At 69.2% G+C, this 25,643-nt stretch carries 25 protein-coding genes; 13 read left to right on the forward strand and 12 right to left on the reverse strand.

Annotated elements, in window-relative coordinates; genetic code table 11:
• Nucleotides 1–173 precede the first annotated feature (173 nt).
• Complete coding sequence (locus tag ACFWN2_RS40815) at nucleotides 174–1,667, reverse strand: CoA-acylating methylmalonate-semialdehyde dehydrogenase (protein WP_382435946.1); 1,494 nt, start codon at nucleotides 1,665–1,667, stop codon at nucleotides 174–176.
• A complete protein-coding gene (locus ACFWN2_RS40820) occupies nucleotides 1,664–2,665 on the reverse strand; it encodes a LacI family DNA-binding transcriptional regulator (protein ID WP_382435947.1) in 1,002 nt (333 codons plus the stop codon). Before ACFWN2_RS40820 ends, ACFWN2_RS40815 begins: the two co-directional genes overlap by 4 nt.
• A 133-nt stretch (nucleotides 2,666–2,798) precedes the next feature.
• On the opposite strand from ACFWN2_RS40820, the gene ACFWN2_RS40825 reads away from it, so the two are divergent.
• The 11 genes from ACFWN2_RS40825 (at nucleotide 2,799) to ACFWN2_RS40875 (ending at nucleotide 13,984) form a co-directional block, all read left to right on the forward strand.
• A complete protein-coding gene (locus ACFWN2_RS40825; RefSeq protein ID WP_382435948.1) occupies nucleotides 2,799–3,794 on the forward strand; it encodes a Gfo/Idh/MocA family oxidoreductase in 996 nt (331 codons plus the stop codon).
• 4 nt (nucleotides 3,795–3,798) lie between these two features.
• A complete protein-coding gene (locus ACFWN2_RS40830; RefSeq protein ID WP_382435950.1) occupies nucleotides 3,799–4,659 on the forward strand; it encodes a TIM barrel protein in 861 nt (286 codons plus the stop codon).
• A 14-nt stretch (nucleotides 4,660–4,673) separates the two neighbouring features.
• Complete coding sequence (locus tag ACFWN2_RS40835; RefSeq protein WP_382435952.1) at nucleotides 4,674–5,660, forward strand: sugar ABC transporter substrate-binding protein; 987 nt, start codon at nucleotides 4,674–4,676, stop codon at nucleotides 5,658–5,660.
• Between the two features lie 15 nt (nucleotides 5,661–5,675).
• Entirely contained in the window at nucleotides 5,676–6,725 is a 1,050-nt protein-coding gene (locus ACFWN2_RS40840; protein ID WP_382435954.1) for an ABC transporter permease, read from the forward strand.
• A complete protein-coding gene (locus ACFWN2_RS40845) occupies nucleotides 6,722–7,492 on the forward strand; it encodes an ATP-binding cassette domain-containing protein (protein ID WP_382435956.1) in 771 nt (256 codons plus the stop codon). The genes ACFWN2_RS40840 and ACFWN2_RS40845 overlap by 4 nt, the downstream gene beginning before the upstream one ends.
• Nucleotides 7,489–8,421 (forward strand): 5-dehydro-2-deoxygluconokinase, encoded by a 933-nt coding sequence (gene iolC / locus ACFWN2_RS40850; protein ID WP_382435957.1) that lies wholly within the window; start codon nucleotides 7,489–7,491, stop codon nucleotides 8,419–8,421. Before ACFWN2_RS40845 ends, iolC begins: the two co-directional genes overlap by 4 nt.
• On the forward strand, nucleotides 8,418–9,323 hold the full coding sequence (locus tag ACFWN2_RS40855) for an aldolase (RefSeq protein WP_382435958.1): 906 nt from the start codon (nucleotides 8,418–8,420) through the stop codon (nucleotides 9,321–9,323). The genes iolC and ACFWN2_RS40855 overlap by 4 nt, the downstream gene beginning before the upstream one ends.
• Complete coding sequence (gene iolB, locus ACFWN2_RS40860; RefSeq protein WP_382435959.1) at nucleotides 9,320–10,207, forward strand: 5-deoxy-glucuronate isomerase; 888 nt, start codon at nucleotides 9,320–9,322, stop codon at nucleotides 10,205–10,207. The genes ACFWN2_RS40855 and iolB overlap by 4 nt, the downstream gene beginning before the upstream one ends.
• A complete protein-coding gene (gene iolD, locus ACFWN2_RS40865) occupies nucleotides 10,204–12,057 on the forward strand; it encodes a 3D-(3,5/4)-trihydroxycyclohexane-1,2-dione acylhydrolase (decyclizing) (protein WP_382435960.1) in 1,854 nt (617 codons plus the stop codon). Before iolB ends, iolD begins: the two co-directional genes overlap by 4 nt.
• 51 nt (nucleotides 12,058–12,108) lie before the next feature.
• A complete protein-coding gene (locus tag ACFWN2_RS40870) occupies nucleotides 12,109–12,906 on the forward strand; it encodes a pentapeptide repeat-containing protein (protein WP_382435961.1) in 798 nt (265 codons plus the stop codon).
• Nucleotides 12,907–12,988: 82 nt separating this feature from the next.
• Entirely contained in the window at nucleotides 12,989–13,984 is a 996-nt protein-coding gene (locus tag ACFWN2_RS40875; protein WP_382435962.1) for an NADH:flavin oxidoreductase/NADH oxidase, read from the forward strand.
• Between the two features lie 73 nt (nucleotides 13,985–14,057).
• On the opposite strand, the gene ACFWN2_RS40880 is transcribed toward ACFWN2_RS40875, so the two are convergent.
• Complete coding sequence (locus tag ACFWN2_RS40880; RefSeq protein ID WP_191297952.1) at nucleotides 14,058–14,246, reverse strand: DUF3073 domain-containing protein; 189 nt, start codon at nucleotides 14,244–14,246, stop codon at nucleotides 14,058–14,060.
• Nucleotides 14,247–14,419: 173 nt separating this feature from the next.
• Here ACFWN2_RS40880 and ACFWN2_RS40885 point away from each other — a divergent pair, with 173 nt between their 5' ends.
• A complete protein-coding gene (locus tag ACFWN2_RS40885) occupies nucleotides 14,420–15,280 on the forward strand; it encodes a hypothetical protein (RefSeq protein ID WP_382435964.1) in 861 nt (286 codons plus the stop codon).
• Here ACFWN2_RS40885 and ACFWN2_RS40890 read toward each other — a convergent pair.
• Genes ACFWN2_RS40890 through ACFWN2_RS40910 form a run of 5 tightly spaced genes read right to left on the reverse strand, consistent with a single transcriptional unit; the run spans nucleotide 15,223 to nucleotide 19,368 of the window.
• Nucleotides 15,223–16,404, reverse strand: coding sequence for an MFS transporter (locus ACFWN2_RS40890; RefSeq protein ID WP_382435965.1), 1,182 nt, complete (start codon nucleotides 16,402–16,404; stop codon nucleotides 15,223–15,225). The two genes, ACFWN2_RS40885 and ACFWN2_RS40890, sit on opposite strands and share 58 nt — an antisense overlap.
• A 43-nt stretch (nucleotides 16,405–16,447) precedes the next feature.
• A complete protein-coding gene (locus ACFWN2_RS40895; protein WP_382435966.1) occupies nucleotides 16,448–17,017 on the reverse strand; it encodes an aerial mycelium formation protein in 570 nt (189 codons plus the stop codon).
• A 60-nt stretch (nucleotides 17,018–17,077) separates the two neighbouring features.
• Nucleotides 17,078–17,902, reverse strand: a complete 825-nt coding sequence (locus ACFWN2_RS40900; protein WP_382435967.1) for a 3-keto-5-aminohexanoate cleavage protein — start codon at nucleotides 17,900–17,902, stop codon at nucleotides 17,078–17,080.
• An 18-nt stretch (nucleotides 17,903–17,920) separates the two neighbouring features.
• A complete protein-coding gene (locus ACFWN2_RS40905) occupies nucleotides 17,921–18,982 on the reverse strand; it encodes a YgfZ/GcvT domain-containing protein (protein ID WP_382435969.1) in 1,062 nt (353 codons plus the stop codon).
• Complete coding sequence (locus ACFWN2_RS40910; protein ID WP_382435982.1) at nucleotides 18,979–19,368, reverse strand: Fur family transcriptional regulator; 390 nt, start codon at nucleotides 19,366–19,368, stop codon at nucleotides 18,979–18,981. Before ACFWN2_RS40910 ends, ACFWN2_RS40905 begins: the two co-directional genes overlap by 4 nt.
• 71 nt (nucleotides 19,369–19,439) lie before the next feature.
• On the opposite strand from ACFWN2_RS40910, the gene ACFWN2_RS40915 reads away from it, so the two are divergent.
• Nucleotides 19,440–20,282: an aminodeoxychorismate lyase gene (locus tag ACFWN2_RS40915; RefSeq protein ID WP_382435970.1), complete on the forward strand. Its 843-nt coding sequence runs from the start codon at nucleotides 19,440–19,442 to the stop codon at nucleotides 20,280–20,282.
• Between the two features lie 27 nt (nucleotides 20,283–20,309).
• Here ACFWN2_RS40915 and ACFWN2_RS40920 read toward each other — a convergent pair whose 3' ends face one another.
• From ACFWN2_RS40920 to ACFWN2_RS40935, 4 genes are all read right to left on the reverse strand, one after another.
• On the reverse strand, nucleotides 20,310–22,844 hold the full coding sequence (locus ACFWN2_RS40920) for a glycosyl hydrolase family 18 protein (protein ID WP_382435971.1): 2,535 nt from the start codon (nucleotides 22,842–22,844) through the stop codon (nucleotides 20,310–20,312).
• Between the two features lie 86 nt (nucleotides 22,845–22,930).
• Nucleotides 22,931–23,782, reverse strand: coding sequence for a biotin-dependent carboxyltransferase family protein (locus tag ACFWN2_RS40925; protein WP_382435972.1), 852 nt, complete (start codon nucleotides 23,780–23,782; stop codon nucleotides 22,931–22,933).
• On the reverse strand, nucleotides 23,779–24,366 hold the full coding sequence (gene pxpB / locus ACFWN2_RS40930; RefSeq protein WP_382435973.1) for a 5-oxoprolinase subunit PxpB: 588 nt from the start codon (nucleotides 24,364–24,366) through the stop codon (nucleotides 23,779–23,781). The genes ACFWN2_RS40925 and pxpB overlap by 4 nt, the downstream gene beginning before the upstream one ends.
• Nucleotides 24,367–24,508: 142 nt before the next feature.
• Entirely contained in the window at nucleotides 24,509–25,120 is a 612-nt protein-coding gene (locus tag ACFWN2_RS40935) for an FABP family protein (RefSeq protein WP_382435974.1), read from the reverse strand.
• Between the last annotated feature and the right edge of the window lie 523 nt (nucleotides 25,121–25,643).

Genomic DNA, 25,643 nt, shown 5'->3' on the forward strand with positions numbered 1-25,643 from the left:
GTGTCCTGATATTCCAAGATCAGCGAAACTGAAGGCGAATTCAACAGGACAATCGTTCGCTTAGATCGTTTGGCCAGATCAGCGAGTCGTCCGGTCGGCAATTGGTTCGTACCAAATGGAAATGGCCGTCCTGTTCGCTTGGGGCGGACGGGACGGCCATTGCTCCGAACGGATCAGCCGTGGGTCGGGAAGCCCAGGTTCACGCCGTGCTGCTGCGGCCACCGAGCCGTGATCGCCTTCGCCCGCGTGTAGAACTTCACGCCCTCAGCCCCATGCACGTGAGTGTCCCCGAACAGCGAGTCCTTCCACCCGCCGAACGAGTAGTAGGCCATCGGCACGGGGATGGGCACGTTGATCCCGACCATCCCGACCTGCACGCGCCGCTGGAACTCCCGCGCGGCCAGCCCGTCCCCGGTGTAGATGGCGGTCCCGTTCCCGTACGGGTTGGCGTTCACCAACTCCAGGGCGTCCTCGAACGTCGAAGCGCGCACGACCGCCAGCACCGGCCCGAAGATCTCGTCGGTGTAGATCGTCATGTCCGGCGTGACGTGGTCGAACAACGTCGGCGCCAGCCAGAACCCGTTCTCGGACCCCGAAGGCGCGTACCCGCGACCATCCACGACCAACGAGGCACCAGCGGCCTCGCCGGCGTCCACATAGGACCGCACGCGGTCCCGGTGCACCCCGGTGACAAGCGGCCCCATCTGCGCGGACGGATCGGTCCCGGGAAGCACGGACGGGTGCAGCTCACGGGTCCGTGAGGCGATCTTCGATACCAACTCGTCGCCCGCCGAGCCCACCGCCACGACTACCGAGATGGCCATGCACCGCTCGCCCGCGGAGCCGTAACCGGCGGAGACAGCGGCGTCGGCCGCCACGTCGAGGTCGGCGTCAGGCAGCACGACCATGTGGTTCTTGGCGCCGCCGAGAGCCTGCACGCGCTTGCCGGCCGCCGTGCCGCGCGAGTACACGTGCCGGGCGATCGGAGTGGAGCCGACGAACGACGCCGCCGCGACATCGGGGTGGTCCAGCAAAGCGTTGACCGCGAAGGCGTCGCCCTGCAGGACGTTCAGCACGCCGTCCGGCAATCCGGCCTCGGCGAACAGCTCGGCCAGCCGCAGCGAAGCCGACGGGTCGCGCTCGGAAGGCTTCAAGACGAAGGTGTTCCCGCACGCGATGGCGATGGGGAACATCCACATCGGCACCATCACGGGGAAGTTGAACGGCGTGATGCCCGCGACCACGCCCAGCGGCTGCCGCAGCGAGTAGGCGTCGACCCCGCGCGAGACCTGCTCGGAGTGCTCGCCCTTCAGCAGTTGCGGGATGCCGCACGCGAACTCCACGACCTCCAGCCCGCGCTGCACCTCGCCGGCCGCGTCCGACAGGACCTTGCCGTGCTCGGACGTGATGATCGCGGCCAGCTCGTCGCGGTGCGTGTGCAGCAGGTGGCGGTACTCGAACAGGATGCGCGACCGGGTCGACAGCGACGACTCCGACCAGGACTGCGCGGCCTTCAAGGACGAGGAAACCGCCAGGTCGACGTCCGCCTGCTCGGCGAGCACGACCTGCGCCGCGACCTCACCCGTGGCGGGGTTGAAGACGTCTGAGGTCCGGGACGACACCCCGCTGGTGCGGGCGCCGTCGATCCAGTGGGGGATGGTGCTCAACGCGGTCCTCCTGGGGGAGCGGTCGTACTCCGAACAACAAGTGAGGGAGTGAGGAGATGGCGCACGGGCTCAGTGCGCTCGGAACGAACGCGCTGCAGAAGCGCGTCGGCCGCCAACCGGCCGAACTCGGCACGGGGCTGGTCGATCGTGGTGAGCGAGACGTGGCGCAACGCCGCCAACGACGTGTTGTCGTACCCCACAACGGAAACATCGCCAGGCACCCGCAACCCGGCGTCCTCCAAAGCCGAGATCGCGCCAACGGCGTTGAAGTCGTTGCAGGACAAAATGGCCGTGGGCAAAGAACGATCAGCGATCAACGAACGGATCGCCCGCGCCCCAGCGGCATCGGTGTACTCCGACGACACGACCTGGGGCACGAGCCCGCAAGCCTCCATGGCGGCGACGTACCCACGCCGGCGCGGCCCGGCCTGAGTCCCTTCGCCGCCGTCTAAATGGGCAATCCGCTGATGCCCCAAAGAAACCAGGTGCTCAACGGCCAGTCGCGCGCCGACCTCGCCGTCGTCGTTCACGGTATCCACAGTGGACACCCGCGAGGACCGGGCAACGAGCACGACAGGAAGTTGTTCCGCGGCCTTGGAAATCGCGGTCGCCGGGACGACGGGCGACAGCAGGATCAACCCGGCGGGGCGGAAGGACAGCAACGACTCCAGGGCTCGGCGCTCGCGGGCGGGTGAGCGGCCGCCGGTGTTGATGATGACGTCGAACCCCTGCTCGCGCGCCACCTCGTCGATGCCGTCGACGACCTCCGCGAAGAACGCGTTGTGCAGGTCGGACACCATCACGCCGAGCACTGTGGACGTGCGCGAGGCCAGCGACCGCGCCATGGCGTGCGGGGAGTACCCCAGTTCCTCCGCGGCCTTCAGCACTGCGCTGCGTCGCAGCTCGCTCACCTTGGGTGAACCGCGCATCACCAGTGACACCAGGGCACGGGACACGCCCGCGCGGTGAGCGACGTCTTCCATCGTCGGCCTGACCACCGGAAACACCTCCCCTCACGTCACGGGCAGGAAACGCACCCTTGACACCCGTGTGACGCAAGCTACAGCATTAGAGCGCTCCAACCAATAGAGCGCTCTAACAGATCAAAGCGATGAACAGGGGAAACCTGCGATGCGGATCGGAGTAGCGGGTGTCGGCAGGATCGGCACCATGCATGCGACCAACCTCGCCGCACTGGATCGGGTCGACGAGGTCCTCCTCTTCGACCCGGTGCCCGGCAGGGCAGCGCAGGCGTCGGCGGAACTCGCCGGGACCAAGGCGGTCGACGACCTCGACACGTTGCTCGGCAACGTCGACGGCGTCCTGCTGGCGACCCCGACGAACACCCACCCCGAGATGCTGCGCGCGGCGATCGGCAGGGGCGTTCCGACGTTGTGCGAGAAGCCGATCGCGAGCGACGTCGCCGAGATGACGGCGCTGGTCGAGGACGTCGAGAAGTCCGGCGTCGAGGTGCTGGTGGGCTTCCAGCGCCGTTTCGACCCGGCCATCTACGAGCTGAACCGCCGGATCAAGGCGGGCGAGGTCGGTGACATCTACCTGGTCAGGGCCATCGGCAACGACGCGAACCCGCCGGACTTCTCCTACCTGCCCGCGTCTGGCGGCATCTTCCGCGACCTCCTGATCCACGACCTCGACTGCGTGCCGTGGCTGGTCGGCCAGAAGGTCGTCGAGGTCTACGCGTCCGGATCCGTGCTGGTGCACCAGGCGTTCGCGGACGCCGACGACGTCGACAACGCCGTCGTGATGCTCAAGTTCGAGGGCGGCGCACACGCCACGCTGGCCGGCGGACGGCACGACCCGGTCGGCTACGACCACCGCATCGAGGTCATGGGCAGCAAGGACTCGCTGGTCGCCGGCGTCGACCCGCGCACGCCGCTGAACTCGCTGGAGCCCGGCGGTCACGTGGCCGGCGACGACGCCTACCCCGGCTTCCCGGAGCGCTTCCACCGCGCGTACGTCAACGAGATGAACCTGTTCACGCAGGTCATCAAGGGCGAGGTCGCGAATCCGTCCCCGGCGCGAGAGAGTTTGATCAGCCTCCGCCTGGCAGAAGCTTGTGAGCAGTCGCGTCGCAGCGGCGCGCCCGTGAAGATCGAGGGGAACTGAGGGCATGGCGAAGATCGCGGGAGCGCCGATCTCCTGGGGCGTGTGCGAGGTGCCTGGCTGGGGCAACGTGCTCCCGTCCGGGACGGTCCTCTCCGAAATGCGCTCCCTCGGGCTCACGGCCACCGAACTCGGCCCGCCGGACTACCTCCCGGCCGACCCCGAGCAGCTCAAGACCCTGCTCCACAGCCACGAACTCGGTCTCGTCGGCGGCTTCCTCGCCGTCACGCTGCACACCGACGTGCAGTCCACTCTGGACGAAGCGGACCGCGTCGCCGCGATCCTGAAGGCCGGCGGCGCCGAGGTCCTGGTGCTCGCCGCGGCCACGGGACTCGACGGCTACGACGAGACGCCGAAGCTCACCGACGACGAGTGGAACACGCTCGTCGACACCTGCGCGAAGATCCGTGAGATCGCCGCGACGCACGGCCTCAAAACCGTGCTGCACCCGCACGTGGGCACCCACGTCGAGCGGGAGGCGGAGGTCGACAGGTTCCTCGCGGACTCCGATCTCCAGCTCTGCCTGGACACCGGTCACCTCCTCATCGGTGGCACGGACCCGGTCGAGCTGGCGCGCCGCTACCCGGACCGGATCGGTCACGTGCACCTCAAGGACGTGCGTGACGAGATCGCGGCGAAGGTGCGCGGCGGCGAGCTCAGTTACACCGATGCCGTGGAACAGGGCATCTACGTGCCGCTCGGGGACGGCGACGTGGACGTGGAAGCGCTGGTGCAGTCTGTTCAAGAGGCGGGCTACACCGGTTGGTTCGTGCTTGAGCAGGACACCCAGCTCAAGGACGGAAGTCCGGTGGACAAGCCACTTCAGGACACCGCGCGCAGCCTTGCGCACCTCAGCAAGATCCTCTGAAGGGACTGGAGACGATGAAGTCTCGTCTGGTCATCCGTGCGGGCGTGGCGCTCGCGGGTGTTGCACTACTCGCCGCCTGTAGCGGTCCCACTGGTACGAACACGCAGAACACCGGCAGCAACAACAGCTCGCAGGCCTCGGGTGACCTCAAGGTGTCCGTCATCACGCACGGCACCGCGGGCGACGCGTTCTGGAGCGTCGTGAAGGTCGGCGCCGAGGACGCGGGCAAGCAGCTCGGCGTCGGCGTCACCTACAACTCCGACGGCGACCCCGGCGCCCAGGCCAAGCTGATCGACAACGCCGTGTCGCAGAAGGTCGGCGGCATCGTGGTGTCGATGGCGAACCCGGACGCGCTCAAGACCTCCATCGAGAACGCGGTCAAGGCCGGCATCCCGGTCATCACCATCAACTCCGGCAGCGCGAAGAGCGCGGAGTTCGGTGCCATGGCGCACGTCGGCCAGGAGGAGACGATCGCCGGTGAGGAAGCCGGCAAGAAGCTCAAGGCCGCGGGCAAGACCAAGCTGCTCTGCGTGATCCACGAGGCCGGCAACTCCGGCCTCAACCAGCGCTGCGACGGTGCCCGCTCCGGCTTCGGCGGCGCGGTGGAGAACCTGCAGGTCGACATCTCCAACCCCACCGACATCGAGGCCCGCATCAAGGCCAAGCTGCAGTCCGACGCCGCCGTCGACGGTGTGCTGGCGCTGAACCCGCAGGTCGCCGTCAACGCGGCCTCCGCGATCAAGGGCGCGAGCTCCAAGGCGCAGGTCGCGACGTTCGACCTGAACGCCGACGTGGTCACCGCGATCAAGGCCGGCGAGGTGCTCTTCGCCGTCGACCAGCAGCAGTACCAGCAGGGCTACCTGCCGATCGTGATGCTGAAGCTCTACAAGGACAACGCCAACACCCTCGGTGGCGGCAAGCCCGTCCTCACCGGTCCCGGCTTCGTCGACAAGGACAACGTCGACAAGGTCGCGGAGTACGCCAAGAACGGCAAGAGGTAAGGAGGAGGCGGGGAGATGACCGTGACAGCCACAGCTCCACCGGCTGCCGACGAACGGCTGGGCAAGCCCAGGGCGATGGATCAGCTGATCAAACGCCCCGAGATCGGCGCGATGCTCGGCGCACTGCTGGTGTTCCTGTTCTTCTCCGTGGTCACCGAGCAGTTCCTGAGCGTGGGAGGCGCGGCCACCTGGCTGGACGACGCCTCCATGCTCGGGATCATGGCGGTCGCGGTGGCACTGCTGATGATCGGCGGCGAGTTCGACCTGTCCGCCGGCGTCATGACCGCGTCCACCGCGCTCGTCACGGCTCTCCTCGCCACCCAGCTGGGACTCAACGTCTGGCTGGCGTTGCTGGTGTCGCTCGCCTTCGCGCTGGCGGTGGGCGCGCTGAACGGCTGGCTCGTGATGCGCACGGGCCTGCCGAGCTTCATCGTGACGCTGGGCAGCTTCCTCGCGTTGCAGGGCCTCAACCTCGGCGTCACGCGCCTGGTGACGGGCAGCGTGCAGGTGTCGGGCATGCGGGAGGCGGCGGGCTACGAGTCCGCAGGGTTCCTGTTCGCCTCGACGTTCCAGATCGGCGGCACGAGCTTCTACGTGTCGATCATCTGGTGGGTCCTGTTCACCGTCGTCGCGTCGACCCTGTTGATGCGCACCAAGTTCGGCAACTGGATCTTCGCGATCGGTGGTGCCGCGCAGAGTTCCCGTGCGGTCGGTGTGCCGGTCGTGCGGTCGAAGATCCTGCTGTTCATGACGACGGCGTTCGCAGCCTGGCTCGTCGGCTCGATCAACATCCTGCGGTACGCCAGCGTGCAGGCGAACCAGGGCATCGGGCTGGAGTTCCAGTACATCATCGCGGCCGTCATCGGCGGCTGCCTGCTGACCGGTGGCTTCGGGTCCGCGGTGGGCGCGGCGATCGGCGCGCTGATCTTCGGCATGGCCCGGCAGGGCATCGTCTACGCCGGCTGGAACAGCGACTGGTTCCAGCTGTTCCTCGGCGTGATGCTGCTGGCGGCCGTGCTGGTCAACAACATGCTGCGCCGCCGGGCGGAAAGGGTCAGGCGATGACGTCACTCATCGAGACCGAGAACATCGGCAAGACCTACGGCAGCGTCATCGCGCTGAGCGATGTGTCCACTGTGGTCAACGCCGGTGAGGTCACCTGCGTGCTCGGCGACAACGGCGCCGGCAAGTCGACGCTGATCAAGATCCTGGCCGGTGTGCACCAGCACGACCAGGGCTCGTTCAAGGTCGAGGGCGAGGAGATCCGCTTCTCCTCACCGCGTGAAGCGCTGGACCGCGGCATCGCGACCGTGTACCAGGACCTCGCGGTCGTGCCGCTGATGTCGGTGTGGCGCAACTTCTTCCTGGGTTCGGAGCCGACGACCAAGCTCGGCTTCCTGGACAGCAAGAAGGGCAAGGCGATCACCAAGAAGGCGTTGTCCGACATGGGCATCGACCTCCGCGACGTCGAACAGCCGGTCGGCACGCTGTCCGGTGGCGAACGGCAGTGCGTCGCCATCGCCCGCGCCGTGCACTTCGGCGCCAAGGTGCTGATCCTCGACGAACCGACGGCGGCTCTCGGCGTGAAGCAGGCCGGTGTGGTGCTGAAGTACGTGGCCCAGGCGCGTGATCGCGGCCTCGGCGTCGTGCTGATCACCCACAACCCGCACCACGCCTACCCGGTCGGCAACCGGTTCCTGCTGCTCAAACGGGGCCGCGCGCTGGGCTCGTACGAGAAGTCCGAGATCGACATCAACGAGCTCACGAAGCAGATGGCCGGCGGTGCCGAACTGGAAGCGCTGGAGCACGAGCTGCGGGGTGTCGAGGCGTGACCTCACTGGAAGTGCTGACCGTCGGCCGGGTCGGTGTCGACCTCTACCCCGAGCAGTCCGGCGTACCGCTGGCCCAGGTCAGCACCTTCGCCAAGTCGCTCGGCGGCACCGCGACCAACGTCGCGGTCGCCGCCGCGCGCCTCGGCCGTCGCGCCGGCGTGCTGACGAAGGTCGGTCCTGACGGCTTCGGCACGTACGTCCGCGAGGCGCTGGAGGGCTTCGGCGTCTCGTCGGAGCACGTCGGCACCTCGCCGGACCTGCTGACCCCGGTGGTGTTCTGCGAGCTCAACCCGCCCGCCGACCCGCCGTTGCTGTTCTACCGCCTGCCGACCGCGCCGGACATGACGATCGGCGAGGACGACGTGCCGTGGCAGCTCACGCGCGAGGTCCCGCTGTTGTGGGTCACGGGGACGGGCGTCTCCGCCGAGCCGTCGCGCGGATCGCAGCGGATGATGCTGGCGAACCGCGCGCGCAACGGCCACACCGTGCTGGACCTGGACTACCGGCCGATGTTCTGGCCGGACGTGAAGACCGCGCGGGCCGAGATCGGCTGGATGCTCGACCACGTGACGGTCGCCGTCGGCAACCGGACCGAGTGCGAGATCGCGGTCGGCACGTCCGACCCCGACGAGGCGGCCGACCGGCTGCTGGCGCACGGGATCTCGTTGGCACTGGTCAAGAAGGGCGCAGAGGGCGTGCTCGTGGCCACCCCCGACGGCCGGTGGACGGTCGAGCCGAACCCCGTCGAGGTCGTCTGCGGACTCGGTGCCGGAGACGCGTTCGGCGGATCCGTGGTGCACGGCCTGCTGTCCGGCTGGGACCCGGTGAAGATCGCCCGCTACGCCAACGCGGCCGGCGCGATCGTGGCGTCCCGGCTGGCGTGCGCGGACGCGATGCCTGATCAGAAAGAGATCGAGGAACTGCTGTGATCACCGACGGCCAGTGGCGCGAACTGTTGTGGCGGCGGGCGGAGGACCCCGGTTCGATCAGACGGGCCTACCAGTCCCGCAGGCGGCGGAACTCGTTGCTGAACGGCAAGTCCACGCTGTTCCTGGTCGCGGCGGACCACCCGGCACGGGGTGCGCTCGGCGTCGGCGGCGACCCGCTGGCGATGGCGGACCGCCGGTCGTTGCTGTCCCGTCTGCTGACGGCGCTGGCGAATCCCGACGTCGACGGTGTGCTCGGCACGCCGGACGTGATCGAGGACCTGCTGCTGTTGGACGGCCTCAACGAACGCGTCGTCATCGGCTCGATGAACCGCGGCGGTCTGGCCGGTGCGGACTGGGAGATCGACGACAGGTTCACCGCGTACGACGCGTCGTCCATCGCGACGTTCGGCCTGGACGGCGGCAAGATGCTGCTGCGCCTGGTCGACTCGGACCCCGGCACGATCCCGACGCTGGAAGGCTGCGCGCGAGCCGTCACCGAACTCGCCGAGCACGGCCTGATGGCGATGGTCGAACCGTTGCCGTACAAGCGTGATCACAACGACAAGCTGGTGCTGCAGAAGGACGCCGCGGCACTCTCGCGCGCTTCCGCCGTGGCCGCCGGACTCGGTTCCACGTCGGCGTACACCTGGCTGAAGCTGCCCGCGCCGGAGGAGCCGGAGGTCGTGCTGGACACCACCGCGCTGCCGGCGCTGGTGCTCGGCGGTGTGCCGTCGGCGAACCCCGAGGACGACCTCAAGTCGTGGGGTCGTTCGCTGCAACACCCGACCGTGCGCGGTCTCGTCGTCGGCAGGGCGTTGCTCTACCCGCCGGACGGGGACGTGGCCGCCGCCGTTGCCGCCGCCGCCGAGATCCTGCGTACCGCCAAGGGAGTCACGGAATGACGTTGCACCGTCCACACGGGACGCTCTCGACCGACGACGACGTCATCTCGCTGACCCCGCAGGACGCGGGCTGGGCCTACACCGGCCTGCGCGTGCTGCGGATCGAGGCCGGCGGGTCGCGCACGATCGAGACCGGCGAGTTCGAGGCGTTCGTGCTGCCGCTCGCCGGATCGCTGTCGGTCGAGGCCGGTTCCGAGCGGTTCGAACTGCAGGGCCGCGACTCCGTCTTCACCCGCGTCACGGACTTCGCCTACGTCCCGCGAGACGAGACGGTCCGTCTCGTTTCAGCGGAGGGCTGCGAGGTCGCCCTGCCGATGGCGCGCTGCGAGAACAAGCTCGCGCCGAAGTACGGCCCTGCGGACGGCGTTCCCGTCGAGGTGCGCGGCTCCGGCAACGCGACCCGCCAGGTCACGAACTTCGGCGTGCCCGGCGTCTGGGACCACGCCGACAAGCTCAACGCGTGCGAGCTGATCACCCCGGACGGCAACTGGTCGTCGTACCCGCCGCACAAGCACGACGAGTCCGAGCCGTGCGAGGTGAACAACGAGGAGATCTACTACTTCCGCATCGCCGACCGCGACGGCGTCACCCCGTCCCGCACCGGCTTCGGGTTCCACCGCACGTACACCGACGACGGCACGATCGACGAGGACGTGACCGTGCGGGACGGCGACGTCTTCCTGATCCCGCGCGGCTACCACGGCCCGTGCGTCGCGGCGCCGGGTTACCCCATGTACTACCTGAACGTTCTCGCAGGTCCGGGCCCCGAACGCTCGATGGCGTTCTGCGACGACCCGGCCCACACCTGGATCCGCGACAGCTGGGCGACGCAGGAGCTCGACCCCCGCTGCCCGGTCACGACCGCAGAGGGGCGGGTCAAGTGAAGCTCACGACCGCGCAGGCGCTGGTCCGCTGGATGCTGGCCCAGCGCACCGAACTGCAGGACGGCACCCAGGCGCCGCTGTTCCCCGGTGTGTTCGCGATCTTCGGTCACGGCAACGTCCTCGGCCTCGGCAACGCGCTGGAGGAGGTCCGCGACCGCCTTCCGGTGTGGCGCGGCCACAACGAGCAGGGCATGGCGCTGGCGGCCGTCGGCATCGGCAAGGCCACCCACCGCCGCCAGGTCGGCGTCGCCACGTCGTCGATCGGCCCCGGCGCGCTGAACATGGTCACGGCGGCCGGCGTCGCCCACGCCAACCGCCTGCCGCTGCTGCTCCTGCCCGGCGACACCTTCACCGGCCGCGCCCCGGACCCCGTTCTCCAGCAGGTCGAGCACTTCCACGACCCGACCGCGACCGTCAACGACGCGTTCCGCGCGGTCAGCCGCTACTTCGACCGCATCACCCGTCCCGAGCAGCTCCTGTCGACGTTGCCGCAGGTCGCGCGCGTCCTCACCGACCCAGCCGACTGCGGCCCCGTCACGCTGGCGCTGCCCCAGGACGTCCAGGCGGAGTCCTACGACTTCCCGGACGCGCTGTTCACCCCGGTCGTGCACCGCCCGCTGCGCCTGCGCCCGGACCTGGTCGCCCTGGCCGAGGCCGCGTCGGCGATCCGGTCCGCGTCCCGCCCGCTGCTGGTGCTGGGCGGCGGCGTCCGCTACTCGGGCGCGGCGGGCAGGGCCCTGCGCTTCGCCGAGCAGCACAACATCCCGATCGTCGAGACCACGGCCGGCCGCACGCTCGTCCCGCACGAGCACCCGCTGCACGCCGGTCCGCTCGGCATCACCGGCTCGACCTCGGCCAACGTGCTGGCGGGCGAGGCGGACCTGGTCATCGCCGTGGGAACGCGCCTGCAGGACTTCACCACCGCGTCCTGGACCGTCTTCTCCCCGGACGCGCACCTGCTCTCCCTGAACGCGGCCCGCTTCGACGCCGTCAAGCACGGCTCGTTCGCGCTGGTGGCCGACGCCGACGAGGGCCTGCGCGAGCTCACGGACCTGCTGGCGTCCTGGCAGGCACCCGCGGAGTGGGCGGCCACAGCGCTGACGGAACGCACGAAGTGGGACGCCCACATCACCTCGTTGCGCTCGCCGAACGACGGTCTTCCGACGTACGCGCAGGTCGTGGGCGTGGTCAACGACGTCAGTGAGCCCACCGACTACGTCATGACGGCGTCCGGCGGCCTGCCCGGCGAACTCATCGGCGGCTGGCGAGCGACCGGCGAGTCCACGATGGACGTCGAGTACGGCTTCTCCTGCATGGGCTACGAACTGGCCGGCGCCTGGGGAGCCGCGATCGCGCACACGCAGGGCGTCGTCACCACGCTGCTGGGCGACGGCAGCTACCTGATGCTGAACTCCGAGCTCTTCTCCGCGGCCTTCGCGGGCCACGGTTTCGTGGCGGTCGTCTGCGACAACGACGGTTACGCCGTGATCCACCGCCTCCAGACAGGTCAGGGCGGGGCGGGCTACAACAACTTCTACGCCGACTGCACCTCGGCGCACCCCGAACCCCCGCGCACCGACTTCGCCGCCCACGCCGCCGCGATGGGCTGCGCGGTGTTCGCAGTGGACTCCCTCGCAGATCTGGAAGGCGCTTACCGCAAGGCCCGCGAAGTGGCCGTCGGCGAGAAGCGCCCGGCCGTCGTCGTGATCCGCACGCACCCGTCCTCGTGGACCGAGGCGGGGGCCTGGTGGGAGGTCGGCGTGCCGGAGGTGTCGCACCGGGAGCAGACCGCGGCGGCCCGCGCGGAGGTGCTGGAGGGCAAGGCCAAACAGGTCCGTTTCCTGAGCTGAACTCCAACAGCGGATACCGTCTGGTCCGTGCGGTCGCGAAGATGGCCTTCCGTGAGCAAGCGGATGTTCAGGCTCGGGGCGGTGGCACTGGTCGCGCTCGGCGTCGTCCTGCTGGTGCCACAGGCCGCCCCGCGCTCGGCGTCGCAGCTCGTCCTCGGTGGACTGCTGGTCGTCGTGGGTGGTGCGCTGGCGTGGCGCCAGGTCAGGGACGGCCAGGTCGTCGACCGGTACCGCCGTGCCGTCGAGCACCTCGGCAGCGACCAGGCGGAGGTGCGGCTCGACGGGCTCCACGAGCTGGAGCAGATCGCGAAGGACTCCGCGAAGAGCCGACGGCTCGTGGACGTCACCATCGGGGACTTCCTGCGCGAGCGCTCGCCCTGGACGGACGCGGAGCACGCGGCACGGCCCGCTGACGAGAGCCCGGAGGTCGAGACCGCCCTCGCGATCCTCACCCAGCCCTCCGGCGCGGACCTGGACCTGTCCCACGTCGACCTGCGCGGCGCCGACCTGGGCAAGCAGGGGCTCGCGGGAGCGGTGATCCGCCGGGCCAACCTCGCCGGCGCCCGGTTGTTCGGAACGTGCCTGGACGACTCCGTCCTCGACGCCTCGGACCTGCGCGGAGCGGACCTGCGCGGAGTCTCCCTGCGCGAGGCCTCGCTGCGGGGTGCCTGCCTCGAAGGCGCCGACCTCCGTGCGGCCGATCTCACGAACGCGGACCTGCGCGGTGCCGACATGCGCGCCCTCAACCTGGACAAGGCCGTGCTGACCGGGGCCCGCGTCAACCGCGGCACCACGTGGCCTGCCGACTTCACGCCGGCCCGTGTCTCTGCGTCGTTGTTCAGTGACTGAGATGACCTCTCCGCCGGGAACAACACCCCGGCGGCCTCCCTTGAACATTTAGTTAGGTCTACGAACGTTCGAGGGAGCTCCCGTGAGCCTGTTGTTCTCCCCGCTGACCCTGCGCTCGGTCACGCTGCCCAACCGCATCGCGGTCAGCCCGATGTGCCAGTACTCGGTCGACAAGGAGGACGGTGTCCCGACCGACTGGCACCTCGTCCACCTGGGCTCCCGCGCGATCGGCGGCGCCGGACTGGTCATGGCCGAGGCCACGGCCGTCGAGGCGCGCGGCCGGATCTCGCCGCAGGACGTCGGCATCTGGAACGACGAGCAGGTCGAGGCCTGGAAGCCGATCACGAAGTTCATCAGGGAGCACGGCTCGGTGCCCGCGATCCAGCTCGCGCACGCCGGGCGCAAGGCGATCGGCGACTGGGTGCCGGTGGCGCCCACGACCGAGCCGTTCCCCGGCGGCAACCAGCCGGAGAAGCTCACCAACACCACGCAGATCGTGAAGGCGTTCGTCGACGGCGCCCTGCGCGCGCTCGACGCCGGCTTCGAGGTGCTTGAGGTCCACGCCGCGCACGGCTACCTGCTGCACGAGTTCTACTCACCGCTGACGAACGAGGGCAGCATCGAGGAACGCATCGCCCTGCCCGTCGAGGTCACCGCGGCCGTGCGCGCGGCGGTCGGCCCCGAGGTGCCCGTGATCGTGAGGATCAGCGGCACCGACTGGGTCGAGGGCGGCTGGACGGCCGACGACAGCGTCGTGCTGGCACAGGCGCTCAAGACCGCGGGTGCGGACCTGATCGACGTGTCCAGCGGTGGCAACACCGCGCAGGCGGACATCCCGATCGGGCCCGGCTACCAGGTGCCGCTCGCCGAAGCTGTGCGACGCAAGGCAGACGTGCCCACGGGTGCGGTCGGCCTGATCACCGAGGCGACGCAGGCCGAACAGATCTTGACGGACGGTTCCGCCGACCTGGTCCTGCTCGCGCGCGAACTGCTCCGCGACCCGTACTGGCCACTGCACGCGGCACAGCAGCTGGGTGTGGAGGTCAGGGCGCCGAAGCAGTACGCCAGGGCGTTCTGAAAGAGCCCTCAGAGTTCAAGGGCTGGGCGCCGGGGTGACCGGTTGCCCAACCCTTGAACTCCGAAGGCTGAATTCAGCGACGGTAATCGTCGTAGTCGTCGTACGGGTCGTCGTGTGGCTCGTCGCCACCACCACTCCCGTTCGCCGACCTTTCATCAGTCGACAGCTCGCGCTGCAACGCAGCGAAGTCGGTCTCATGAGAGCTGTATTTGAGCTCCCTGGCGACCTTCGTCTGCTTGGCCTTAGCTCGGCCGCGCCCCATGGCTCGACCCCCTCGCACAGGGACGGGGGCGGCCGGGGGAACGGCGGCCCCACTCGTCTCGACAACTGATTCCTGGTAACTACCGTACCGTGCCGATGGGGTTCCTCGCGACGCGGTAGGCGTGACACGTGCCGCCAAATCTCACGGCCCCCCTCGCGTGGAAGGATGCACACGTGCCGAGACCGTTCGTTGCCTACCTACGGGTGTACGAACCGTTATCGGTCTTGGACGCAACGCTAGCTTCCAAGGTGGAAAAAGCCCTGGAAACGGGCCCGATCCCCCGCTCGGAGGCAGGCGACCGGGAACGAGAGCTGTGGTTGCGATCACAGTTGGGACAAAAGCTCCTCCCGGGCGAGTCCTTCGACGTCATGACGATCAGTCCGGCCGAGGTTCCGACCTCCGACTCGGCCAGGGTCGGGCAGGGGCCGCTCGTCTGCCCGCTGGACCTCCGGGCCCGTTCCGCCGCCGCTCTCGTGGGCTTCCTGGCCTCAGCGCCGCCGGTCCTCCAGGACGCGGCCCTCTCCCTCTCCCCGGAAACGGTCCGTGCGCGCGCGTCCGCCGTTATGGCCGAACTGTCCGCGGGCGCCGTCCACGTGATCTCCACGACGTGGACGATCCCGCTCCCGTGGTTCGCCCTCGTGGACCCCGCCCAACGCCGCGTGGTGCTCGCCAGCGCCCAGGACGACCCCGAACGGCAGGTGTCGTGGCGGGTGGCCATGGCCGACGCCCGACGGCGGGTCGCGCGGGCGTTGAAGATCGTGAAGCGCTCGCTGGGCGACCAGGGCCCCGCCAAGGTCCTCGCCGACACCGGCCGCTGGCTGGAGCACTTCCACCCGCACTCGGCCGTCGAGCTCGACTACGGCGGCCTGGTGCAGCTGCTGGAGGACAAGGACCTGCTGGAGGACACCTCGGCGGTCGACGTGAACGCCATCGTCGACGCCCTCGAAGCGGACGACGCCGAGGAGGTCGCGCTGCGCTACGAGTCGCTGCGCGAGTTCTGGAGCGAGCTGGCCCGCAGAGAACGCCACGGCTGAAGCAGCACCCGCGCGACCACCGCGCAGACCGCCGCCAGCACCATCGCCGCAGGCCAGCCGACGGTCACGGCGACGAAGCTCGCGACGAACGGGGTCACCGCGGCGCTGAGGTAGTTCGCCGAGTTCTGCATCGCGATCGCGGTGGCGCTGCGGCCGTCCGGCGCCAGCTCACCCGCCTCGGTGACCGCGAGGCCGTTCCAGCACAGCGCGAACAGCGACGTCGGCACCAGCACCGCGATCAGCAGCGGCAGCGGCGCCTGGTCCAGCAGCGCGACCAGGACGAACCCGCTCGCGGTGATCATCGACACGATCTTCAGCGGCCCGATCCGGCTGCGCGCCCTGTCCGACCACACGCCGGCCACCAGCCGTCCGGCGCCGCCCGCCACCTGCGCGACGGCGAAGACGGCCGCAGCCGCCGTGACGCTCATGCCGCGGTGCTCGTGCAGGAGCGGCACCGTCAGGGCCGTGGCGGTGAACTGGGGCACCACCAGCAGGCCGCTGGCGAGCGACAGCCTCAGCAACCGCGGGTCCTTGAGCACCAGGCCGTGGTCGGAGCTCGCCCGGATCGCGCCGGGAGGTTCACGGACCAGCAGTGCCACCGCGAGCGCCACGAACGCCGTCACGCCCGCCAGCACGACGAACGCCGTGGGCACGCCGGCCGAGAGGGCGATCCCGGGCAGGACGGCCGCGGTGAACGCCGCACCGAGCGGGGTCGCCGTCTGCCGGACGCCCATCGCGAGGCCACGCGACTCCTTGCCGAACCACGACATGACCGCCCGGCCGCTGGCGGCGTTGACGCTCGCGCCGAACAGCCCGGCGCCGAGCAGTGCGAGGCCGGCGATCCAGGCGTTGCCCAGTGCCGCAGCGAGAAGGAAGGCTGCGGCACCCACGCCGCCGATGGTCATCACGAGCCGTTCGCCGCGTCGGTCCGCGACGACTCCCCACGGCACGAGAGCGATCATCGTGCCGAGGTTGACCGCGCCGAGCAGCAGGCCGACCTGCGGCAACGTCAGGGAGAAGTGTTCGCGGAGCTGCGGGCTGATCGCCGGCAGACCGAGGAAGACGGCCGCGTTCGTGCCCTGCGCCAAAGCCCCGATGCACAGAACGACCCAGCGGTACCCCATGGGGGCACGCTAGGTCGGCTGCTCAGAAAGTGGAACGCTCGTCTTATCTCTTGGGACGGTGGTGACCGCGCTCGGCGGCCAGCAGCTCGTCCACCGACGCGCTCCCGCGCTGGTAGCGCGAGGCGATCTCGGCGTTGAGCGTGTCCACCACCACCTGCACCTCGCGTCGCCGCACCGACACGGACGCCTCTTCCGAGATGAACGTCTCCAGCACCTCGCCTAGGCGTTCGTCCGTAAGCGAGCTCACGTCGGAGAGGTCCACGTCGGAGATGAGCGCCTCGACGTGCCGTTGATGCGCATCAGCACGTGACGGCTCATGGGTCTGGTAGCGGCCGAGACCGGTCGCGGGACCCACGGCGTTCGTGGAGAGGATCGTGGCCAGTTGGTCGACCACCGCAGAGCCACCGGAGCTGCGGCGCTCTTGTTCGGCACGCACGATGTCGATTCGCGCGTGCAACAGCCGTCGCAGGTAGGACAGATCTGTCTCTTCCTGCGCGGCCTCGTCGCGGAGTTCGCGCACCTCGACGAGCGGGCGCTGCTCGACGCCCTCCGTGTAGTCGGGGGCGAGCACCCGGTCGATTCGGCGGCGCCCGCCAGGACGCACCTCGATCACGTGTCCATCCTGCGGTAGATCCTCCTCACCCGCCAACACATCCCATGCACCAAACTTGTCTCAAATGTGCACGCCCAGCAGCTTCCGCGCCTCATCGGGTGTCAGAGCGGGTCGCTGGGCGATCTTCGAGAGACCTGCGGCACGTGCCACGAGCTGTGCGTTGTCCCGCACGGGCACGCCTCGCGAGTAGCTCACCGTGTCTTCCATACCCACTCGGAGGTGGCCACCCGCACCCAAAGCGGTGAACATCACGGGCAGGGTGGCCCTGCCGATCCCGGTGGCTGAGAACGAGGCCCCGTCCGGCAGGGCGCTGACCGCCGCGACCAGCGTCGCCGCGTCACCCGGCATGCCGCCGGGCACCCCCATCACGAAGTCGACGTGCACGTGGCCGCCCGCGGGCAGGCCGTGCTGGTCCAGCAGGCGCTTCAGCGATGCGAGCTGCCCGATGTCGAAGATCTCGTACTCCGGGACGATGCCGCGCTCCTGCATGCCCTTGTGCAGGGAGACGATGAACTCCCAGCGGTTCAGGAACACGTCGTCACCGAAGTTGACGGTGCCCATCGTGCAGGAGGCCGAGTCCGGCATCGCCTCCAGCACGCGCAGCCGGTCCTCCTCGGGGTCGTGCACCGACCCGCCCGTCGACAACTGCACGACGAGGTTGGTCTCGGCGCGCAGGGCCTCGACGGTGGCCTTCAGCAGACCCAGGTCCAGCGACGGCTTGGTGTCCTCGCCGCGGATGTGGACGTGGATCATCGCCGCGCCGACCTGCTCGCAGCTCTGCGCCGTCTTGACCAGCTCTTCCAGGGTCACCGGAAGCTGCGGGACGTCGGCTTTAGCGTGCTCCGCTCCGGTGGGAGCGACAGTGATGAGCGTGCCCAGGGACATAGGCGCGACTTTAGGGCGTCACGCCCTCAAGTTGCGAACAGCTTCCCGGCCCAATCCGGGCGTGTCCGCGGGTACCGAGTCGGGGTCGATCCGCGCGGAGACCTCACGCTCGGGGGCACCCGCGACCAGCTCCGCCTCGACCGGCACGGACCGCTTGACCAGCGCCAACGCGATCGCGCCCAGCTCGTGGTGCAGAGCCACGCTGCCCACCCGGCCGACCGCGCGACCGTCCAGCGTGACCGGATCACCGGGCTCTGGCTGGGCATCGGCAGAACCATCCAGGTGGAGCAGCAGCATCCGCCGCGGCGGGCGTCCCACGTTGTGGACCTTCGCGACCGTCTCCTGGCCGCGGTAGCAGCCCTTGTTCAGGTGCACGGCGGGGTCGATCAGGCCGACTTCGTGCGGGATCGTGCGCTCGTCGGTGTCGACGCCCTGCCGCGCCCGCAGCGACTCGACCCGCAGCGCCTCGAACGCGTAGCTGCCCGCGGGGCGTGCGCCGGCGTCCGTGATCTTCTGCCACCACGCGGCCTTGTCGTCGCGCGGGACCAGCAGGTCGAACGAGTTCTGACCGGGCCACGACGCCTTGCGCACGAAGCCCTCGCCGAGCACGTCGGCGTCGGCCGGCACCGGGATGCCGAGCTTGTCGAGGAGCGCGGACGACTCGGGACCGGTGATGGTCAGCAGCGCGAACTCGCCCGTGGCGTCACGCGGCTCGACCTTGGACCAGAAGACCATCTTCTTCAGGTACGCGAGCAGGTCGTCGACCTTCTCGACGTCCAGGAACACGGTGCCGCCGACGTTCGCGACGACCATGTGGTGCTCCAGGCGGCCCTGGGCGTCGAGGATCAGCGCCTCGGTCGCCGCGCCCTCGCCGAGCTGCTCGAAGTGCTGGCTCGTGAGCTGGTGCAGCCACTTGAGCCTGTCCTCGCCGGGGATCGCGATGACACCGCGGTTCGAGCGGTCGACGACGACCACCGAACGGGCGGCGGACCGCTGTTCCGCGAACGGGTCCCCGTAGTGCCAGGCCACGCCGGCGTCCGTGGACTCGTCGGGCGGCGGGACGGCTCCTGGGAGGGTCACTCGGTCTCCTGCTCCTGCTTCAAGCAGTCGCGGCACGTGCCGGACAGCGCGAGATGGCTTGCATCAAGTTCGAACCCGTCGCGCCCCCGCAATGTTCCGACCAACGGGTCGAGAAGCTCACACGGGATCTCCTGGATCGAGCCGCACACGTGACACACGAGGTGCACGTGCTGGTGCTCGTCGACCGAGTAGCTCGGCGCGCCGTGACCCAGGTGCGTGTGCCGCACCAGCCCGAGCCGGTCGAGCAGGTCGAGCGTGCGGTAGATCGTCGTGATGTTGACCGTCGGCGCCGTCTCCTGGACGCGCGCGCAGATCTGCTCCGGAGTGGCGTGCTCCAGCGCCCTGACCGCGTCCAGCACGAGCTGGCGCTGCGGCGTCATCCTCATGCCGCGGTCGTGCAGCGTTTTCCGCAGGCCTCTTGCGGTCTCCACATGCCCGATGTTAGTAGGCTCGCTCCATGCGCGTGCTGGCACTGCTCGACGGAACCCTCGCTGACCCCGACTCGCCGCTGATCCGCGTCGACGACCTCGGACTCATCCGCGGCGACGGCGTCTTCGAAACGATCCTCGTGGTCGGCGGGAAGCCCCGTGAACTCACGCCCCACCTCGACCGGCTCGACCGGTCCGCGGCCATGCTCGACATGTCGCCGCCTCCCCGCGCGGAGTTCGAGCGCGCGATCGAGCTCGTCATCGGCAACTGGGCCGGCGGCGACGAGTTCGCGCTGAAGCTCGTCTACACCCGCGGCGTCGAGGGCGGCGACGGCACGCCCACCGGCTTCGCGATCGGTCTGGAGATCGGCGCGAAGGTGCTCAAGCAGCGCGCGGAGGGCCTGTCCGCCGTGACGCTGGACCGCGGCATCGACGCCGACCTCGCCGACCGCGCGCCGTGGCTGCTGCTGGGCGCGAAGTCGTTGTCGTACGCGATCAACATGGCCGCGCTGCGCGAGGCCGAGCGCCGCGGTGCCAACGAGGTCGTGTTCACGACGTCCGACGGCTCGGTGCTCGAAGGCCCGACCTCGACGCTGATCCTGGTGCGCGGCAAGACGTTGGTGACGCCGCCGTCGAAGCTCGGCATCCTGCCGGGCACCACGCAGTACGCGCTGTTCCGCGCCGCCGAGCGCGCCGGCTGGACCGTGCTCGTGGAGCCGATCCAGACCAGCGAGCTCTACGACGCCGACGGCGTGTTCCTCGCGTCCAGCGTCCGCAAGATCACGAAGGTGAACGTGCTGGACGGCAAGCAGCTGCCCGACTCGTCGGCCCTGCTGACCGAGCTGCAGGGCCTGTACGAGTCGGAGTACTGAGAAGGGGCGCGGCCGCGCCCCTTCCCGCTAGCGGAGTCCGGCGTCGACCGCGGCCATCAACGGGCCGCGGTCACCCGACATCTCCCAGAACATCGCGCCCAGCAGGTTCTTCGACTTGAGCCACGCGGTCTTCTTCTGGATCGACCAGGCGTCGTCGAAGGTCCACCACTGGTTGCCGGTGTAGCAGGACGTCGCCACGGCCACGTCGTCGTGGAAGACGGTGCAGTTCGGCACGGACGCGACGAGGTTGGCGTACCCGCGCGTGCCCGCCTCCTCCGGGAACTGGCCGGGAGCAGCACCTCCCGCGGTCTGCCACTCGCCGTTCTTGCCGCCGTTGGCCACGTTCTGCCAGCCGCGGCCGTAGAACGCGAGCCCGAGCGTGATCTTCCGTGACGGCACCCCGGCGTCGAGGTAGGCCTGCACGGTGGTCTCGACGCTGAACTTGGTCGTGTACGGGTCGTCCGGGTCGGTGTAGAGGTTGCCCTGGTGGCCGGTCCGGTTCGGCTCCCACGAGTTGTCGCTGCCGGAGCCGTGGAAGTCGTAGCCCTGGACGTTGAAGATGTCCATCGACTGCGCGACCCGCCCGAGCTCCCAGCCCGCCTCGATCTTGCCGGGGTCGGCCGGGGTGAACGCCGTGAGCTGGTAGCGCTTGCCCGTGGTGGTGGTCAGCGCGTCGAACTGACGGCGGAACTCCTCGATCAGCAGGGTGTTGTTGACCTTGTCCTGCGGCCCGAAGTGGTTGCCCGCGTGGCCTTCCGCGCCCGGCCACTCCCAGTCGAGGTCTATGCCGTCGAAGATGCCCGCGGCGCTGCCGGGGCCGCCGGCGCCGTTGTACACGGGCAGGTTGCCCTTGATGTAGATGTCGATGCACGACGACACGAACTTCTTGCGCGCCGCGTCCGTCGCCGCCACGTCGGAGAAGTACTTGGAGTACGTCCAACCGCCGAGCGAGATCAGCACCTTGAGGTTCGGGTGCTTCGCCTTGAGCTTCTTGAGCTGGTTGTAGTTGCCGCGCAACGGTTCCCAGCCGCTGTCCGCCACGCCGTCGACGGACTGCGCCGCGCTCATCGGCCTGCTGTAGTCGGCTTCCGCGTCACCGGCGCCGTCACCCTGGTTGGGGTCCTGCGGGTTCGGGCTCGTGCCCTTCGTGACGCCCTGCAGACACGTCAGGTTGACCGGGTCGATATTGCCGAACGCGTAGTTGACGTGCGTCATCTTCGCGGCGTCCATGTCCTTCACGAAGTACTGGCGCCCGTAGATGCCCCACTGCACGAAGTACCCGACACGGGCGTAACCGCCGACGATGTCACCAGTGCGTTCGTTCAGCGCGTTGCTCGGGGTCGAGAGGTTGTCGTAGATGTCGCGTGCTCGGACGGTGAACGTGTAGTTCGTGGACGGCGAGAGGCCGCTGACCACTGCCGTGGTGCCGGAAACCGTCTGCTTGACGGTGCCACCGACGTAGACGTCGTAGTTCGCGACGCCCCTGTTGTCCGTGGAGGCGTTCCACGCCAGCGTGACGCTGCCCGCGTCCTTGGCCGTCGAACGCAGGTTGCCCGGTGCGGTCGGCGGGGTGGTGTCGTCGGCGGGGTTGTTGGTGGTGACGCTCAGGGCGGTGCTCGGTCCGCTCTGCGTGCCCTTGGTGTCCTTGGCCCGCACCGTGAACGAGTAGGCGGTGTTCGGGGTCAGGTCCGTGATGATCGTGGACGTCGTGGTGGAGCTTCCTGCGAGGCTGGAGCCGTTGTAGACGTCGTAGCCGGCGATCGGCAGCGAACCCGCCGTGGAGGCGTTCCACTGCAACGTCACCGTGCGCGTGGTCTTCGTCGGTGACGTCAGGTTCGCCGGCGTGGTCGGCGGGGTGTCCGCGCTGCCGTCGCAGTTCGCGTTGCTGATCCGGCACGTCACCGGGTCGACGTTCTGGCTGATCGAGAACGTCGGGCTGTACGGCTCGGTGCTCGCTCCCGCGTTGATGGTCTTGTTGTAGTGGGCGGGCGTGACGGTGACCTGGTTGCCGTTCTGCGCGACCGTGCCGTTCTGGCCGTTGCTGACCGTCACACCGTTGGGCAGCGTGAAGGAGATCGACCAGTCGCTGACGGCGGCGGCGCCGTGGTTGCGCACGATGAACTTCGCCGCGCCTGCCGCCACCGAGTACTCGGCGGTGAGCCCGGTCGGTGCCGGCGGTGGGGTGCCGCTGCCATCGCACGCCATGTTGTTGATCGTGCAGGTGGTCGGGTCGGCGGCGGCGCTCAGCGTGAACGTCGGGCTGTACGGCTCGGTGTTGCGCCCGGCGGGGAGGTTGTTGATGTAGAAGGCCGGAGTGAGCGTCACTCTCGTGCCGTTCTGGGTGATCGTCGCGTTCTGCGGGCTGCTCGCCGTGACACCGGCCGGGAGGTCGAACTTGATCGACCACCCGTTGAGCGCGGCCGTGCTCGCGTTGGCGACCACGAACTTGCCACTCGTGCCGGTGCGGGAGAAGGTCGCGGTGATGCCGGTGGCGGCCTGTGCGGGAACCGCCAGGGCCAGCAGCGCGACCAGAACCGTTAACAGGGCAGGGATTCGGCGCATGCGGAACTCCAGTTTGGTAGAGATTCCGCGGCGGCCTGGTGGTTACGGTATTTGGTCTGGACCACTCACGTCAATGCTCCGGTTCCTCAGTCGACCGGCCGGAACCTGATGGTCGTCCCCGGCCGCGCCTGCCCGAGAAACCGCAGGTGATCGCCGTCGACGACGCCGATGACGGGGTAGCCGCCGGTCGTCGGGTGGTCGTTGAGGAACACCACGGGCTGGCCGTCCGGCGGCACCTGGACCGCGCCGGTGATCATCCCCTCGCTGGGAATCTCCCCGTCACGACGATTCAGTGCGGTGCCCTGCAGTCGCGCGCCGACCCGGTTGCTGCGGTCGGACACGGTCCACTTCCCTTGCCGCAGCTGCGTTTCCGCGTCGTCGAACCAGTCGTCGCGCGGCCCGAGCCGGATCGGGATGACCAACGTTTGCAGCGCCCGCAGCGGCGGCACGACGTCCGCGCCGGTTGCCGCGTTCGGCGTCCCGAGTTGCAAAACGTCGTTGTCCCGCAACGGGTCTGGACCGATTCCGGAGAGCAGGTCGGTGGACCGGCTGCCGAGCTCCTCCGGCACGTCGAGGCCGCCGGAGATGGCCAGGTAGGTGCGCAGCCCGGTCTGCGGGGTGCCGATCTCCAGGGTCTGCTGCGGCTTCAGGTGCACCGGCTGGTGGGAGTCGGCGAGCCTGCCGTCGACACGGAGTTCGGTGGTCGGCCCGGTGACGGCGACCGTGCAGCTCGCGCCGGCTTTCAGTGCGAGCCCGCCGAGCAGGATCTCCAGCCCGGCGGCGGTTTCGGGATTGCCGACGAGCCGGTTGGCGAGCTTGAGCGACTCCTGGTCGAGCGCGCCGGACGGGGGCACGCCGAGGTGCGCGTTGCCGGGCCGGCCGAGGTCCTGGACCAGCGCCTGCGGTCCGGTCCTGAGGATGGTGATCGAGCGCTTCATGCGACCACGAACCTGACCTGGTCGCCGGGCTGCAGCAGCGCGGGGGTCTCGGCCTTGGCGTCGAACAGCGTGATCTCGGTGCGCCCGATCAGCCGCCAGCCGCCGGGCGTCGGCCGCGGGTAGGCGGCGGTGAACTCGCCCGCGATGCCGACCGAGCCCTGCGGGACCTTCGTGCGCGGGGAGTCGAGCCTGGGCTGCTGGAGTGCTTCCGGGAGGCCGGTGAGGTAGCCGAAGCCCGGTGCGAAGCCGCAGAACGCGACCTCGTAGACGGCCCCGGTGTGGAGCTTCACGACCTCGTCCGGTGTGGTGCCGGCGGTCTCGGCGACGAGGGCGAGGTCCGGGCCGTCGTAGATGACCGGGATGGTGATCTCGCGCGGGTGCGTGGTCGGCGCCTGGGTCAGGTCGATGGACCTGAGCGCTTCCCTGACCTGGGTCAGCGCGCCCTTGACCAGCACCGTTCGGGCGGCGGGGACGAGCTCCTCGACGCCGTCGAGTTTCTCCAGGGCCGCGCGGACGGCCGCGACCTCGGTCAGTGAGTCGACCTCGACCAGGAGCGCGTCGGTTCCGCAGCGCCGCAGAAGCATGCCCCCATGCTACGGGGAATCGTGGGATTGTTGAACAATCCGACACGCAGATCGTTCAACAATCCTTCACCGCGCGCTTGCAGCCTGCTCAGTCGACGGCGTACGTGCGGCCTGCACAGCCGACGGCGCGTTCGCGGTCTGCTCAGCCGACGATGCGCTTGAGGTGCGCCGACGCGTGCGGCTGCATGTCCTGGCCCATCATGGCGCGCTCCTCGACGTACGCGAGGTCGCCGCTCACCACGCCGTACAGGCGCTGCGACGCCTTGACGTCCTTGGCCGAGGCGGAACGGATGACCGCGTCCGTCTCGAACTCCCACGACGTCTGCGTGCGCACCTTGCCGTAGTACAGCTCGACGATGCCCGTGTTGTGCGTCAGCAGGAGCTCGATCGTGTCGTCCTCCTGCGGCCGCCAGAACCCCTGCTCGCGCGCAGCGGGACGGATGACCTCGCCGGCCTCGTTGAGCAGCCAAGACCGCGCCTCGTACACGAGGAACGGCCGGCCGTCGTGGGCGAACGTGATCTGCTGGCCGAAGCGGAACGGGCCGTCGATCGTCGGGTAGACGATCTCGCCCTCGCCACGCCACACGCCCACGAGCGGCAGCACGCCCAGCAGGGCGTCGTTCAGGTCCGCGCCTTCACGCAGGTTCGCCGTGTCCGCCGGGACGGGCATGTCGGTGAACTGCGGGAGGTTGCGCTCCCTGGTGGCCGCCGCACGCTCCTCGGCCAGGCGGATGGCCTCGTCGCCGCTGCTCATCGCTGGTCGGAGTAGAGGCGGTAGACGACGTAGCCGGCGAACCACGTCACGGCGATCGTCACTAGCACCAGGAGTCCGGTGAAGATGTGTTCCACGGGGTAAGGGTATCTCGGCTGGTTTGACGTGCAGGGTTGTGGTGGTGGAGGACACCGCCTCCGCCTCTCCGCTGGCTTCGCATCCGCCTGACGCCCTGGCGACCTTGCTGCTGCCTGCTCGTCTTCGACCGGCGTGTCGCGGCTTCGGCGGGTGGCTGCCTTTGCAGGTGGGTCGTTTTGCGTGCGGCCTGGTCGCCTTGCGTGCTTCCCCTGGGGCTCTGCCCCAGACCCCGGCAATCTGAAATGGGGGTAGCGCCGTGAGCAGGTTGATGGCACGCCTGTTGCTCAGAGCGGCTGCGCGTTGCGTAGAGAGTCGGGGTTGGCGGTGGGGTCCCATCACGAGCCGCACCAAGAGCGGGCCACAGTCAGGTAGGGGTGTCAACTCGACGAAAAGCATGTCGAGTTGACACCCAGGCACATATAAACAA

The organism is Lentzea sp. NPDC058436 (assembly GCF_042721515.1).
Classification (GTDB): domain Bacteria; phylum Actinomycetota; class Actinomycetes; order Mycobacteriales; family Pseudonocardiaceae; genus Lentzea.